Genomic DNA, 13,424 nt, shown 5'->3' on the forward strand with positions numbered 1-13,424 from the left:
GCGAATTCGTGTGAGGTAGGGCAGGCGTTGAGGCGGTCGGGTCAGGCGGCTTCGCTGTACTGGCTCGGCCAGCGGCGCGGTTTCACGTCGGCGAGCGCCTTCGCGATTTCGGCGATGTGCTCGGGCGTCGTGCCGCAGCAACCGCCCGCGAGGTTCACGAGCCCGGCCTGTGCGAACTCCTTCAGGAGGCCCGACGTGACATCCGGCGTCTCGTCGAAGCCGGTGTCGCTCATCGGGTTCGGCAGGCCCGCGTTCGGGTAGCACGACACGTAGGTGTCGCACAGTTTCGCGAGCTCGGCGATGTACGGGCGCATCAGCGCCGCGCCGAGCGCGCAGTTCAGGCCGAACGTGAGCGGCTTCGCGTGGCGCAGCGAATTCCAGAACGCTTCGACCGTCTGGCCCGACAGGATGCGGCCCGATGCGTCGGTCACGGTGCCCGAGATCATGATCGGCAGGCGCTCGCCGGTGTCCTCGAACAGTTCGTCGAGCGCGAACAGCGCGGCCTTCGCGTTCAGCGTGTCGAAGATCGTCTCGACGAGGAACAGGTCGACGCCGCCGTCGAGCAGCGCCTTCGCCTGCTGGTAATACGCGTCGCGCAGCTCGTCGAAGGTGACGTTGCGCGCGCCCGGGTCGTTGACGTCCGGCGAGATGCTCGCCGTCTTCGGCGTCGGCCCGATCGCGCCCGCGACGAAGCGCGGCTTGTCCGGTGTGGCGTAGCGGGCGGCCGATTCGCGCGCGAGGCGCGCGGATTCGATGTTCATCTCGACGACGAGGTCTTCCATCCCGTAGTCGGCCTGCGCGACCGTCGTCGCACCGAACGTGTTGGTTTCGACGATGTCCGCGCCGGCCGCGAAGTACTGGTCGTGGATCTCGCGGATGATCTGCGGCTGCGTGAGCGACAGCAGTTCGTTGTTGCCCTTGATGTCGCGCGGGAAGTCCTTGAAGCGCTCGCCGCGATACGCGGCCTCGTCGAGCTTGTAGCGCTGGATCATCGTGCCCATCGCGCCGTCGAGGATCAGGATGCGCGATTTCAGCAGCGCGGGCAGTTCGGCGCCGCGCGTGTAGGGCGCGTCGAGCGGGGCGGAAGCGGCGAGAGGGGTCGCAGACATGGCGGAAGACCGGCGAAGACGGGAAAACCGTCATTGTAGCCGGTGCGCCGGGGCGCCGCCCGGCCTTGCGCGGCGTGCGATGCAGCGCGCGGGTTGCATGTGCGGTGGCGGGGGGCGCCCGCTGCGGGTCCGTCAGCGTTGCCGGCGCAACCGATGCACGCTGCGACGCGCGGCGGTCGTACCAAACGAAAACCCCCGCCGGCGAACCGGGCGGGGGCTTTGATCGGAGTGCTCGCGGTGCCGCTTGAGCGCGGCGGATGACCCGGCCGCGCGACGCGCCGGGCCGCGTGTCGTCAGTGCAGGACGACGGGCATCATCATCAGGCTGTCGAATTGTCCGAGGAATTCGTCGACTTCGTCGAGCGACGGTTCATCTTCGATCAGCTGTTTCACGTGCGCGCGGAATCGCTCGGCAAGTTCGCCGTCGATGAAGATCTCGCGCTGCGCGTTCTTGTCGACGATTTCGTATCCGCCGGCATTCATCAGATGGTGACCGGCCTGCGGCGCAAATTCGACGACGCAGTAGTTGGGGCTGTTGTAGATCATTTGCATGGCGGCACTCCTCTTCGCAGTGGCATCTGGCCTTGTTGTCCCGTAGGTGGGGCAGACCTTGCCGGTTTCAAGGGGCTTGCGCTGCACACCCCGGTCTCCCGTTTGCGTGGGGTGTATCGGGTTAGAAGCCGATGTCTATCAAACGTTTCTCATTGTGATCCGGTGGACCGAAATAGTTGTTAAAGAGTGTCATCGGCCATTTCGGCGATAGCTTTAATCGGTCGAAATTGCCGGTTCATCGTTCATCACGGCGCAGCAGGCGACGATGCAGGCGGTTGCACTGCCGGTGGCGGCACGGGTTGTGCCGGCTCCGCAGCCGGTGCGGCGGGCACCGATGCACCGGCGGGTGCATTCGTCGTGCCGCCTTCCGGTGCTGCATCGGAAGGCGCGCCTGGCGGTGCGAGCCGGCCGTGCCACAGCAGCTCGATCTGCGCGCCGTTCGGTTCCGATTGTACGAGCCGGGCGGGCAGCCAGCCAAGCGATGGCGCGAGCCACATGTCGATGCGGCGCGTGTCGCCGTCGCGGCGCGGCAGGCGCATGAAGTGCCGGGCCCTGACGCTGCCGGCTTGCGTCTGCACGTCCTCGTCGCCGATCACCGTGATCGGCCACGTCTCGCCGCTGTTGTTGTCGATCACGAAGAACTGCTGCGTGACACCCGGCTTGTAGGCGGACGGGTTGCCGCGCAAGAGCCCCGACAGCTGCATCAGCATGCTGAACCGATCCTGCACGCCGTCGGGCAGCGGTGCGTTGTTCGGCGTGCGCGTGAAGACGACCTGGCGGATCTCGCGGTTGAAGATCGCGATGTCCTCGGGCCGCTTGCCGCGCTTCTCGACGTAACGGTCGGGTGCGACGCCGAATGCATCGACGCGGCCTTCGCTGCGATAGGTGAACGGACCGACGAACGGCACCGGCATCGATACCGACAGATCGTACGTGCGTCCGTCGGTGCGCCAGTGAATCGTGCCGATCATGTTCTGCATGCCGTTGTAGAACGTGTCGTATTGCAGGTCGCCGGACGGCGGCGCGGCGAATTTCACGCCGCTCGTCGCGGGACCGGGCGCCGCGGCGCTGCTGGCGCCGCCGGCCGATGCGGGTTGCGTGCCCGCTGCGGCCGCCGTGCCGCTCGTGGCGGAGGTGGCGGCCGGCGGCTCGCCCTGCTCGGCCGTCTGCGTCGACGTGAGGACCGGCTCGTGCGGCGGCGCGGGCTTCGCTGCGGCCTTCGGTGCGACGGGGGCCGGCTTTGCCGGTGCAGGCTCGGCCGGCTGTTCTGCCGGTTTCGGCGCGGGCTGGCGCGCAATCGGCTGCGGCTTCAGCAGCTCGATCTGTACCGGCACCTCGGCGGGCGCGGGTGGCGTGAACGCTGCGCGGTTGTGCGTCAGCCACAACGCCGCGAGCGCGTGCAGCACCAGCACGACGACGAGCGCCACGCCCGCCCGCAGCCAATGGCGGGGCAGGGCGTGGCGAGGACGGGGGACGGCTGGCGGCATCGGCGAAACGGAACAGGGTTGGGGCGGGTGTGGCGCGCCGTGCGCAACGCGCGTCACAGCAATCGGACCGCCGGATGCGCCGCGCGTTCGCGGTGGATCGCGCGTGTGTCGCGCGCCTCGCGTGTCAGGCGTCGCGCGCGTCCGGACTATAGCCGAGTTCGTAAGACAGTTTCTGCGCGCACGCGCGCAGCGCGGTGTCGATCTCGCCGCCCCACGCGATGTCGAACATGCCTTCCTGACCGAGCGCGACGATCGCGAGCGCGAGTTCGCCGACCGCATCGAACACCGGCATGCAGAACGCGTGGATCGTCGGCAGCAGCATCCCCTCGACGCGCGCGGCCTGGTGCGCGCGCACGTCGGCGAGCACCGCGTCGAGCTCGTCGAGCGTGCGCGGGCCGCCGTGATGCGGCGAGCGGCGCGTATCGGCGAGCTCGCGCTCGAGCATCGCGGCGGTCTTGCTGCGCGGCAGATACGCGGCGAACAGCAGGCCCGTCGCGGAGCCGAGCAGCGGCATCACGTCGCCGAGCTTCAGCGACGCCTTCGCGGGATGGCTCGATTCCATCCAGTGCACGATCGTCGGCCCCTGGTTGCCCCATACCGCGATGCCGACCGTCTGGTCGACGCGGTCGCGCAACTCGGTCAGCGCGATCCGCGCGAGCTTCACGCCGTCGACACGCGCCAGCCGGGCGAGCCCCATCTGCAGCGCGAAGCCGCCGAGCTCGTAGCGGCCCGATACGGGATCCTGCGCCACGACGCCGAGCCGCGAGAAGCTGACCAGATAGCGGTGCGCCTTCGCGGGACTCATGCCCGCGCGCTGGGCGAGGTCGCGCAGCATCATCGCGCGCGGCTCGCTCGTCAGCACGTCGAGCAGGCGGAAGCCGACCTCGATCGACTGGATGCCGGAGCGGACCTTCTCGCCGCCTTCGCCGTGCTCGCCGGAGCCGGTGTCGTCGGTGTCGGAATCAGCGAGATCGTCATCGGGAAGCGGGCTGGCAGGCATGGGCAACGGGTGCGCGAAAATGCGGCAAGGATCGGGACGAACGCGGCGTGCACGATCGTGGCGCGCCGCACGGATTCACCATCGTAAAATAGATTCCCTCCATCGTCACTACAACGGCAGATACCCCCATGAAACTTGCATCGCTGAAGGACGGCACGCGCGACGGCCAGCTGATCGTCGTGTCGCGCGACCTGCACACCGCGGCGATCGCCGATGCGATCGCGCCGACGCTGCAGCGCGTCCTCGACGACTGGGCGTTCTACGCGCCGCAACTGCGCGACCTGTACGACGCGCTGAACCACGGTCGCGCGCGCAACGCGTTCGCGTTCGATGCGGCGAACTGCATGGCGCCGCTGCCGCGCGCGTTCCAGTGGGCCGACGGCTCCGCGTACGTGAACCACGTCGAGCTCGTGCGCCGCGCGCGCGGCGCCGAGATGCCGCCCGAGTTCTGGACCGATCCGCTGATGTACCAGGGCGGCAGCGACGATTTCCTCGGCGCGCGCGACGACATCGTGTGCCCGTCCGAGGAATGGGGCATCGACTTCGAGGCGGAAGTTGCGGTGCTCACCGGCGACGTGCCGATGAGCACGACGCCCGACGACGCACTGAAGGCCGTGCGGCTCGTCACGCTGGTGAACGACGTGTCGCTGCGCAACCTGATTCCGGCTGAGCTCGCGAAGGGCTTCGGCTTCTTCCAGAGCAAGCCGGCAACCGCGTTTGCACCGGTCGCGGTGACGCCCGACGAGCTTGGCGAGGAATGGCGCGAAGGCCGCGTGCACCGGCCGATGATCGTCCACTGGAACGGCAAGAAGGTCGGCCAGCCCGACGCAGGCACCGACATGGTGTTCCACTTCGGCCAGCTGGTCGCCCACGCGGCGAAGACGCGCAACCTGCGGGCCGGCTCGATCGTCGGCTCGGGCACGGTGTCGAACAAGGACGCGAAGCGCGGCTACTGCTGCATCGCCGAGAAGCGCTGCCTCGAGACGATCGAGCACGGCGCGCCGCAGACCGAATTCATGCGTTACGGCGACACCGTGCGCATCGAGATGTTCGATGCGGCCGGCAAGTCGATCTTCGGCGCGATCGAGCAGTCGGTCGCACCGCCCGACGGCGCGGCCTGACGCCGGCGCGAAACCCGGCTCCGGCCCGCGCGCCGGGTTTCGCCTGATGTTTGCCCGCGCGGGCTTGGCTACACTCGATTCAAGCGTCTCAAGGCGCCGGGAGCTCCGCATGGCCGATCTTTCCGCATACGGCGGGTACGAAGCACTGAAGGTGACACGCCGCGATCATGGCGTGCTCGACATCGTGATGAGCGGCGAGGGCGCGAACCGCAGCGGCCTCGCGACCGCGAACGAACGCATGCATCGCGAGCTCGCCGACATCTGGCGTGACGTCGACCGCGATCCCGATACGCGCGTCGCGGTGATCCGCGGCGAGGGCAAGGGCTTTTCGGCGGGCGGCGATCTCGCGCTCGTCGAGGCGATGGCCAACGACTTCGACGTGCGCGCTCGCGTGTGGCGCGAGGCGCGCGACCTCGTCTACAACGTGATCAACTGCAGCAAGCCGATCGTGTCGGCGATGCACGGCCCGGCGGTCGGTGCGGGGCTCGTCGCCGGGCTGCTCGCCGACATCTCGATCGCCGCGAAGGATGCGCGCATCATCGACGGCCATACGCGGCTCGGCGTCGCGGCCGGCGATCATGCGGCGATCGTGTGGCCGCTGTTGTGCGGGATGGCGAAGGCGAAGTACTACCTGCTGCTGTGCGAGCCGGTGAGCGGCGAGGAGGCCGAGCGGATCGGACTCGTGTCGCTCGCGGTCGAGCCGGCCGACCTGCTGCCGAAGGCGTACGAGGTGGCCGAGCGGCTCGCGCACGGCTCGCAGTCGGCGATCCGCTGGACCAAGTACGCGCTGAACAACTGGCTGCGCTCGGCCGGGCCGACCTTCGATACGTCGCTCGCGCTCGAATTCATGGGCTTCTCGGGGCCCGACGTGCAGGAAGGCATCCGTTCGCTGCGCGAGCGGCGCCCGCCCGACTTCCCCGGCGACGCACCGTTCTGACGCGCGCTATGATCGAACCCAAGGCGGCCGCCCGACCCGTGCCGGCCGCTTCGCCCACCCAGTCAACCAGGATGCCCGTATGACCACCGATGCCTCCGGCTCCAATCCATTCGCCGGCTTTGCCGGTTTCAAGCCTGCCGACATGCTCGACCGCATGTGGGACATGATGCGGATGTCGCCGTTCGGCGGGATGGCGCCGTTTCCTGGCGCCGCATCGGGGCTGCCGCCGTCGCTGTCGAGCATGTCCGACATGATGGCGCCGCTCACGAGCGTCGAGGAGCTCGACAAGCGGATCACCGATCTGCGCGCGGTCGAGCAGTGGCTCAAGCTCAACCTCGGGATGCTGCAGTCCGCGATCCAGGCGCTCGAAGTGCAGCGCGCGACGCTCGCGACGCTGCGTGCATTCGGCGCGTTCGCGCAAAGCTCGATGTCGGCGGCCGAGGAAGCGGCGGTCGCGGCCGCACAGGCCGCGTCCGCGTCGCGCGCCGATGCCCGGCACGCGCCGGACGCCGAGGCTGCTGCCTCGGACTGGCTGATGGCAGGACTCTGGAATGACGCTCTCAAATGACTGACGAGATTCTGGCTCTGCTGGCCCTGGGCTGATTCACCGACCATCTTGCATAATAAAAGCAAAGACTATTCTCGATATTATTCGCCGCTGATGCAAACCATCATGAAAGGTGCGGAATTTATGCCCGAATCCCTCGCAGAGCGTCGAGAACTCGCAGGACGATAATGCGGAAGTATCATGCGGCTCGCGCTCGTTCTGATGGGCGGCGGCGCACGCGCCGCCTACCAGGTCGGCGTGCTGAAGGCGCTGGCCGAGATCGCGCGCGAGGCCGACCCCAACCGGCATACGGTGCCGTTCACGGTCGTGTGCGGCTCGTCGGCCGGCGCGATCAATGCGACGTCGATCGCGAGCCACGCGGACGACTTTTCTCACGGCGTGCGGCGGCTGCTCGAATTCTGGGAACCGCTGCGCGCCGACTACGTGTATCGCACCGACTGGCTCGGCATCGCGGCGGCGGGCGCACGCTGGCTCGCGGCGATGACGTTCGGCTGGGCCGCGCGCCGTTCGCCGCGCGGGCTGCTCGACAACGCGCCGCTCGCACACTTGCTGCAGCGCGAGCTGAGCTTTCACCGGATCGAGCAGATGCTCGAGGCGCGCCTGCTTCATGCGCTCTCGATCACTGCGCTCAGCTATTCGAGCGGCCGGCACCTGACTTTCTACCAGGCCGCCGAGCCGATCCAGGCGTGGCGGCGCGCGCAGCGCACCGCGCGGCTCGTCGACCTGTCTGCGTCGCACCTGCTCGCGTCGTCGGCCATTCCGTTCGTGTTCCCGGCCGTGCCGCTCGTGCTCGACGGGCAGATCGAGTACTTCGGCGACGGGTCGATCCGGCAGGTCGCGCCGCTGTCGCCGGCGATTCACTTCGGCGCGGACCGGATCGTCGTGATCGGCGCGGCCGATGCGCGGCCCGAGATTCCCGCCGCGAACGGCTCGGGGCGGGTGCGGGGCTACCCAACGCTCGCGCAGATCGGCCAGCAGGTGCTGGCGAGCGTGTTTCTCGACTCGATCGGCTCGGACATCGAGCGGATCGAGCACATCAACCGGATGATCGAGCACCTGCCACACCAGATCGAAGTGGACAGCGGCTGGCGGCACGTGGATGTGATCGCGATCGCGCCGTCCGAGCGCATCGAGCTGATCGCCGCGAAACACCTGAAGCAGCTGCCGGCGACGATGCGCGGGCTGCTCGGCGCGATCGGCGGCAGCCAGCCGGCCGGCGCGTCGTTCGCGAGCTACCTGCTGTTCGAGCAGGCGTTCACGTGCGAGCTGATCGAGCTCGGCTACCGCGACGGGCGCGCGCAGCGCGACACCCTGGCGGACTGGATCGCGCAGGCAGACGGCGGCAGCGCGCTGACGGCCGGCACGCCGCCGGACGGCGGCCATGCGGCGGGTGAAATACGGGTCTGAAGCGATCGGGGCGCGCCCGGGACGTACGCGGATGATGCGCCGGTTGTGTTTTCGCGACGGCCGCCCGCGACCGATCGTCGCACCGCGGTTGGCGGCCGGCGACCGGGCTCGCGTCTCGGAACCGTCATGCACGCGTGCTATCATGGCCGCCGCCGTATACACCATATCGAGCAGTCCGCCGGGCCGGCGGCCGCACGGGAACCCGTCGGGGGCCGTGTGGCGCCGGGGCGGGCTCGCCAACGAGCCGGCCTGCGCCGGCCCCCACATCAGGCACGCGCGGTCGGTTCCGTTCGAGCGGAGCGGGGCCGCGGCGTGCTTCAAGGCGGCGGCGCGGCCGCCCGGCTGCCGGACGCGGAATCTGCGTCCGGGGGCCGGATTCACGCGTAAAATTACAGTCTTGGCTGCAAAAAGCGCGCTCGCGCGCCTACGCGGCAACAGTCACGTTTAGAGAAGTCGCATTGCGCAGAACAGGGGTGGGACCATCATGAACACGATGCTTTATCCGGAACTTTACAGGTCGCTCGAAGCCGTCCGCTGGGACATGGAGAAGGACATTCCGTGGGACAAGTTCGACGCTTCGCTGCTCACCGACGAGCAGGCGAAGACGATCAAGATGAACGCGATCACCGAATGGTCGGCGCTGCCCGCGACGGAAATGTTCCTGCGGGACAACCAGCACGACAGCGACTTTTCCGCGTTCATGAGCGTGTGGTTCTTCGAAGAGCAGAAGCATTCGCTCGTGCTGATGGAATACCTGCGCCGCTTCCGGCCGGAAATGGTGCCCACCGAGGAAGAGCTGCACGCGGTGCGCTTCCAGTTCGATCCGGCGCCGCCGCTCGAAACGCTGATGCTGCACTTCTGCGGCGAGATCCGCCTGAACCACTGGTATCGCTGCGCGGCCGACTGGCACACCGAGCCGGTCATCAAGCAGATCTACGAAACGATCTCGCGCGATGAAGCGCGCCACGGCGGGGCGTACCTGCGCTACATGAAGAAGGCGCTGAACAACTGCGGCGACGTCGCGCGCGCGGCGTTCGCGAAGATCGGCGTGCTGATGGCGTCGGCGCGCCGCACCGAGAAGCCGCTGCACCCGACCAACCTGCACGTGAACCAGGCGCTGTTCCCGCGCGACACCGTGCAGTCGCGCCTGCCCGATCCGGAATGGCTCGAGCGCTGGCTCGACGAGCAGATCCGCTTCGACGGCGAATGGGAAAAGAAGGTCGTCGAACGGATCCTGCACAACCTGTCGATCCTGTTCGAGCGCACCTTCGCGACGGCGCAGGAGCTGAACCGCTATCGCAAGGAAGTCACCGGCCGCCTGCAGTCCGAAAGCGGCCCGTCGTCGGCCGCACAACCGGCCTGAGGCCGCGCGGCGTCGCAGCCGGCGTGAGGTTCCGCCGGTCGCGAGCGCTGCAGCAGGCCCGATGCATGAAGCCCGCCCGGCCGTCCGGCGGGCTTTTTAACTGGCGCCGCCGTGTTCCGTCACGACCCGCACGGCGCGCCGCTCACTCGATTCGACATCCATCATGCCCGCTACCTTCGAACGCAAGCTGATCACCCGCGACGCCCTCGTTGCCCTGCGCGCTTCGCTGACTTCGCCCGTCGTGTTCACGAACGGTGTGTTCGACATCCTGCACCGTGGCCACGTCACGTATCTCGCCGACGCGAAGGCGCTCGGCGCGTGCCTGATCGTTGGCGTGAACAGCGATGCGTCGGTGCGCATGCTCGGCAAGGGCGACGACCGTCCGATCAACCGCGAGGAAGACCGGATGGCGCTGCTCGCGGCGCTGGAAAGCGTCGACTGGGTGGTGAAGTTCGAGGAGCAGACGCCCGTGTCGCTGATCGAGGCCGTCCGTCCGGACATTCTCGTGAAGGGCGGCGACTACGACATGGACGCGTTGCCGGAGTCGGCAATCGTGCGCGGCTGGGGCGGCCGTGCGCTCGCGATTCCGTTCGAGCACGACCGCTCGACCACCGCGCTGTTGAAGAAGGTGCGCACGCAGCAGTCCTGACGCGGGTGTCGCGCCGTCAGGGCGCAGATGCCGCGAGCGGCTCGGCCGTGACGGCGGGCGCGGCGAGCGGGCCGCCGATCACGGGCTGGTCGGTCGCCTGCGCGAGCGGCATCGCGCGCAGCGCATCGGGCCGCACCTGCCGGGACAGCATGCCCGGTTCGCGCGGGCCGGCCGCCGGCAGCGGTCCGAACACGCCGCGCGCCACCACGAATGCAAGCATGTTGGCGAGAAAGAGAACAGCGATCAGCCAGCGCAGCATCGTCGACGCTCCTCGTCGTGGTTCAGTCGTTCAACCGTTCAGTCAGGCCGGCCGCATGGCCGGTTTTTTCGTTGTGGCCGGCGATCGTCGGCGACGGCCGCACCGTGGGTGCGACCTGGCGTTTGCAGGGGCGCAGGCCACGACGCCCGTGTACTCGTCGCCACCGTGACGAAGCCCGCGGCACGGGCATCCGTCGACGCGGCCGGCGCAATGCCGGCCGGTTTCCGTCAATCCTGCGCGGCCGCTTCCGCGGCGATCAGCGCAAGCCCGGACAGGATCAGTGCGTCGTGCCGCGTGTGCGGCAGCGTCAGCGCGCGCGCGACGTCGTCGGCCGCGCCGCCTGCCAGTACGAGCCGCACCGGCGCCTGCCACGCATCGGCGAGATCGCGCCAGGCGCGTTCGATCAGCCCCGCCTGCGCATACAGGCAGCCGGCCGACAGCGAGCGCGGCGTATCGACCTGGAACGGCTCGGCCTGCGCCCCCGCCAGCAGCCCGCTCGCGGTGTCGGCGGTCAGCGTCGGCAACTGCGCGGTGTGCGTGCCGAGCGCGCGCATCATCAGCGCCCAGCCCGGCGCGATCAACCCGCCCGTGAACCGACCGTCCGCGCGCAGCGCCTCGAGCGTGGTCGCCGTGCCGAACGTCGCGATCAGCAGGTGCTCGCCCGGAAACGCGGCGCGCGCGCCGATCAGGCCGGCCCAGCGATCGCTGCCGAGCTGCTCGGGCGTCGTATAGCCATTCGTCACGCCGCATTGCGCGGGCTGCGAGCGGATCGTCGTGCGCGGCAGGCCCGGCCAGCGAGCGTCGAGCAGTGCGTCGAGCCGCGCGGCCACGTCGGCGCCCGCGACGTTCGAGATCCAGGCGCCGCGCGGACGCGGCAGGTTCGACCAGTCGGGATCGGCGCCGCCGTCGCGCGTGTGGCCGAATGCGCCCGTAGCACCCAGCGTGCGCTGCGCGTCGGCGAGCGCCCACTTGATCCGGCTGTTGCCGGCGTCGATCAGCAGGTGTGGTTCGCTCATTGCGCTTCGCGCAGCGACACGTCGCCGGCCGCGATCGCCTGCACGCCGTCCGGCGTGTCGAGCAGCAGCTGGCCGGTCGCGTCGATGCCCGTCGCGATGCCGCGCACGCGTTCGACGCCCTGTTCGAGCAGCACGACTTCGCGTCCCGCATACGCGTGCAGCGCGTGCCAGCGCGGCAGGAACGGCGCGAGCCCGTCGGTCCCGAACTGCGCGAGCGCGGGCGTGAGCGCGTTCAGCGCCGCGGCGAGCGTATCGGTGAGGTTGGCCGATGCGCACGCCGCCGACAGCGCGGCCGGCGGCAGCCCGCTCGCGAGCGTCGCTTCGCGCGCACGCAGTGCGTCGACCTGCGCGGCGACCGCTTCCGCGCCTCGCACGTTGATGCCGAAGCCGATCACGACGGCGGTCGCGTCGGCGGTGGTCCAGACGGTTTCGATCAGGATCCCGGCGAGCTTGCCGACGATGTGCGTCGCGCCGTCGTCGGTCGCCGTCAGCAGCAGGTCGTTCGGCCATTTGAGCGCGATGCGCGAGCGGGCGTCGAGCGGCAGCGCCGCGAGCCCCTCCGCGAGCGCGACGCCGATCGCGATGCTGAGGCCGCCGAGCGCATCGACGGCACGCGGCACGATGCAGCCGACCGAGCACAGCAGCGCGTTGCCGGGCTGCGCGAACCACGGGCGGCCTTGCCGGCCGCGGCCGGCCGTCTGCTCGAACGCGACGCGCACGAGCGGCGCGGGCAGCGCGTTCGCGTTGCGCGGCAGCGCCTTGAGGCGCGTCGCGACGTCGGCGTTGGTCGAGCCGGTGGCGGCGACGATGTCGAGCGGCCACGCGCGCGGCGCGGCGTCCAGGTGCGCCTCGAGCCGGTTGCGCGCGATGTACGCGTCGCCGGAGTCGGGCGTGTCGGAGGAGGTGGGGGCGTTCATGGTGGCTATTGTAGCGACAGGGGGGCGGTGCGTGCCGGGCGGCGCTTTGGCCGCCGCGTTCGACGGTGCCGCAGTCGCCCTTGGCGCGGCTCGGTCCGTCACCGCGTAGCGGGCGCGGCATCCCGCGATGGAGCGCGGGATGCCGCATGCGTCAGGCCGCAGCGGAGGCGGCCCGCCGCGCGTGGCCGCCCTGTCAGGGCGCCACCACCGGATGCTTCAACGCATGCGCGGTCTCGATCCACTGCGCGTGGAACTCGTCCGCGTCGGGCTTGAGCCCCAGCTCGCCGTTGCGATACGCCATCGCGAGCGTCTGCACCGCTTCCGGCAACTCGTGTTCCGCCGCGCGGCGATACAGCGCGAGCGCGCGCGCTTCGTCGCGCGGCGCGCCGCTGCCTTCGCGGTACGCGTTCGCGAGCATGAAGTCCGCGGCCGGGATGTCGGCTTGCGACGCGACCTCGAACCAGTGCGCGGCCTGCACCGGATCGGCCGCGATCCCGTAGCCACTCCGATAGATCAGCCCGAGGTAATACGCGGCGGCCGGATCGCCTTGTCCGGCCGCTTCGCCGAGCAGCGCGCGGGCGCGCACGTAGTCCTTCGGGATGTCGCCGCTGCCGAGCAGCAGCGCCTTGCCGAGTGCGAGCTGAGCGCGGCGTGCGGCCGGCGTTTCGGTTTTCGCGTCCGCTTGCGCGGCGGTTTCCAGCCAGCCGCGCCCCTCGTCGCGCAGCCCCGGCTCGCGCGCATCGACGAGCGCGATGCCGAGCGCTGCCTGCGCGTCGCCCGAACCGCGGCGTGCGAGGGTGCGCAACTGCGCAAGCGCGTGCGGCTCGACGGCTTGCGTGACCATCGCCTGCCACTCGTCGAGCTGCGCGGCGCTCGGCGCGGGGCCGGCCGCACGCCAGCCGGTCGTCGCGGCGATGGCCGCGACGGTCACGGCCGCCGCCGCGAGCAGCGCGGCCGGCGGGAGTTTCGCGCGCAGCAGGCGCCGCGCGGCCGCGGCGAAGCCGGTTTCGGCCGGCCGCATCGTCCGGATCGGTTGCATC

Annotated in this window: 13 protein-coding genes and 1 pseudogene; 6 read left to right on the forward strand and 8 right to left on the reverse strand. The window is 69.8% G+C overall.

Going from position 1 to position 13,424, the window contains the following annotated elements; translation table 11 throughout:
• Positions 1–41 precede the first annotated feature (41 nt).
• The 4 genes from GEM_RS02575 to GEM_RS02590 all read right to left on the reverse strand — a co-directional run bounded on the left by GEM_RS02575 (position 42) and on the right by GEM_RS02590 (position 4,147).
• Complete coding sequence (locus tag GEM_RS02575) at positions 42–1,109, reverse strand: homocysteine S-methyltransferase family protein (protein ID WP_014895896.1); 1,068 nt, start codon at positions 1,107–1,109, stop codon at positions 42–44.
• A 293-nt stretch (positions 1,110–1,402) separates the two neighbouring features.
• On the reverse strand, positions 1,403–1,660 hold the full coding sequence (locus GEM_RS02580) for a DUF3567 domain-containing protein (protein ID WP_006477667.1): 258 nt from the start codon (positions 1,658–1,660) through the stop codon (positions 1,403–1,405).
• A 245-nt stretch (positions 1,661–1,905) separates the two neighbouring features.
• Positions 1,906–3,147: a DUF3108 domain-containing protein gene (locus GEM_RS02585; protein WP_014895897.1), complete on the reverse strand. Its 1,242-nt coding sequence runs from the start codon at positions 3,145–3,147 to the stop codon at positions 1,906–1,908.
• A 124-nt stretch (positions 3,148–3,271) separates the two neighbouring features.
• Positions 3,272–4,147, reverse strand: a complete 876-nt coding sequence (locus GEM_RS02590; RefSeq protein WP_014895898.1) for an IclR family transcriptional regulator — start codon at positions 4,145–4,147, stop codon at positions 3,272–3,274.
• A 128-nt stretch (positions 4,148–4,275) separates the two neighbouring features.
• Here GEM_RS02590 and GEM_RS02595 point away from each other — a divergent pair, with 128 nt between their 5' ends.
• From GEM_RS02595 to rfaE2, 6 genes and pseudogenes are all read left to right on the forward strand, one after another.
• Positions 4,276–5,268: a fumarylacetoacetate hydrolase family protein gene (locus tag GEM_RS02595; RefSeq protein ID WP_014895899.1), complete on the forward strand. Its 993-nt coding sequence runs from the start codon at positions 4,276–4,278 to the stop codon at positions 5,266–5,268.
• 109 nt (positions 5,269–5,377) lie between these two features.
• Entirely contained in the window at positions 5,378–6,205 is an 828-nt protein-coding gene (locus tag GEM_RS02600; protein ID WP_014895900.1) for an enoyl-CoA hydratase/isomerase family protein, read from the forward strand.
• 79 nt (positions 6,206–6,284) lie between these two features.
• A pseudogene (locus tag GEM_RS02605) lies at positions 6,285–6,758 on the forward strand (PhaM family polyhydroxyalkanoate granule multifunctional regulatory protein); the annotation flags it as partial.
• Positions 6,759–6,953: 195 nt separating this feature from the next.
• Entirely contained in the window at positions 6,954–8,180 is a 1,227-nt protein-coding gene (locus tag GEM_RS02610) for a patatin-like phospholipase family protein (RefSeq protein ID WP_014895902.1), read from the forward strand.
• Positions 8,181–8,664: 484 nt separating this feature from the next.
• A complete protein-coding gene (locus tag GEM_RS02615; RefSeq protein ID WP_014895903.1) occupies positions 8,665–9,543 on the forward strand; it encodes a diiron oxygenase in 879 nt (292 codons plus the stop codon).
• Positions 9,544–9,706: 163 nt separating this feature from the next.
• Positions 9,707–10,192, forward strand: coding sequence for a D-glycero-beta-D-manno-heptose 1-phosphate adenylyltransferase (rfaE2, locus tag GEM_RS02620; protein WP_014895904.1), 486 nt, complete (start codon positions 9,707–9,709; stop codon positions 10,190–10,192).
• A gap of 16 nt (positions 10,193–10,208) precedes the next feature.
• On the opposite strand, the gene GEM_RS02625 is transcribed toward rfaE2, so the two are convergent.
• The 4 genes from GEM_RS02625 to GEM_RS02640 all read right to left on the reverse strand — a co-directional run bounded on the left by GEM_RS02625 (position 10,209) and on the right by GEM_RS02640 (position 13,423).
• Positions 10,209–10,451, reverse strand: a complete 243-nt coding sequence (locus tag GEM_RS02625) for a hypothetical protein (protein WP_014895905.1) — start codon at positions 10,449–10,451, stop codon at positions 10,209–10,211.
• A 227-nt stretch (positions 10,452–10,678) separates the two neighbouring features.
• Positions 10,679–11,467, reverse strand: coding sequence for a type III pantothenate kinase (locus tag GEM_RS02630; protein ID WP_014895906.1), 789 nt, complete (start codon positions 11,465–11,467; stop codon positions 10,679–10,681).
• Positions 11,464–12,384 carry a biotin--[acetyl-CoA-carboxylase] ligase gene (locus GEM_RS02635; protein WP_014895907.1) on the reverse strand — a complete coding sequence of 307 codons (921 nt, stop codon included), beginning with the start codon at positions 12,382–12,384 and terminating at the stop codon, positions 11,464–11,466. The genes GEM_RS02630 and GEM_RS02635 overlap by 4 nt, the downstream gene beginning before the upstream one ends.
• 193 nt (positions 12,385–12,577) lie before the next feature.
• Positions 12,578–13,423 carry a tetratricopeptide repeat protein gene (locus GEM_RS02640; RefSeq protein WP_041490594.1) on the reverse strand — a complete coding sequence of 282 codons (846 nt, stop codon included), beginning with the start codon at positions 13,421–13,423 and terminating at the stop codon, positions 12,578–12,580.
• Position 13,424: the final 1 nt, after the last annotated feature.

The sequence above is a fragment of the Burkholderia cepacia GG4 genome, assembly GCF_000292915.1.
GTDB lineage: Bacteria > Pseudomonadota > Gammaproteobacteria > Burkholderiales > Burkholderiaceae > Burkholderia > Burkholderia cepacia_D.

What these genes read in the sequence shown, in the direction of transcription:
- GEM_RS02575 (WP_014895896.1), bottom strand. Translation starts at nt 1,109, where the DNA reads ATGTCTGCGACCCCTCTCGCCGCTTCCGCCCCGCTCGACGCGCCCTAC.
- GEM_RS02580 (WP_006477667.1), bottom strand. Translation starts at nt 1,660, where the DNA reads ATGCAAATGATCTACAACAGCCCCAACTACTGCGTCGTCGAATTTGCG.
- GEM_RS02585 (WP_014895897.1), bottom strand. Translation starts at nt 3,147, where the DNA reads ATGCCGCCAGCCGTCCCCCGTCCTCGCCACGCCCTGCCCCGCCATTGG.
- GEM_RS02590 (WP_014895898.1), bottom strand. Translation starts at nt 4,147, where the DNA reads ATGCCTGCCAGCCCGCTTCCCGATGACGATCTCGCTGATTCCGACACC.
- GEM_RS02595 (WP_014895899.1), top strand. Translation starts at nt 4,276, where the DNA reads ATGAAACTTGCATCGCTGAAGGACGGCACGCGCGACGGCCAGCTGATC.
- GEM_RS02600 (WP_014895900.1), top strand. Translation starts at nt 5,378, where the DNA reads ATGGCCGATCTTTCCGCATACGGCGGGTACGAAGCACTGAAGGTGACA.
- GEM_RS02610 (WP_014895902.1), top strand. Translation starts at nt 6,954, where the DNA reads ATGCGGCTCGCGCTCGTTCTGATGGGCGGCGGCGCACGCGCCGCCTAC.
- GEM_RS02615 (WP_014895903.1), top strand. Translation starts at nt 8,665, where the DNA reads ATGAACACGATGCTTTATCCGGAACTTTACAGGTCGCTCGAAGCCGTC.
- rfaE2 (WP_014895904.1), top strand. Translation starts at nt 9,707, where the DNA reads ATGCCCGCTACCTTCGAACGCAAGCTGATCACCCGCGACGCCCTCGTT.
- GEM_RS02625 (WP_014895905.1), bottom strand. Translation starts at nt 10,451, where the DNA reads ATGCTGCGCTGGCTGATCGCTGTTCTCTTTCTCGCCAACATGCTTGCA.
- GEM_RS02630 (WP_014895906.1), bottom strand. Translation starts at nt 11,467, where the DNA reads ATGAGCGAACCACACCTGCTGATCGACGCCGGCAACAGCCGGATCAAG.
- GEM_RS02635 (WP_014895907.1), bottom strand. Translation starts at nt 12,384, where the DNA reads ATGAACGCCCCCACCTCCTCCGACACGCCCGACTCCGGCGACGCGTAC.
- GEM_RS02640 (WP_041490594.1), bottom strand. Translation starts at nt 13,423, where the DNA reads ATGCAACCGATCCGGACGATGCGGCCGGCCGAAACCGGCTTCGCCGCG.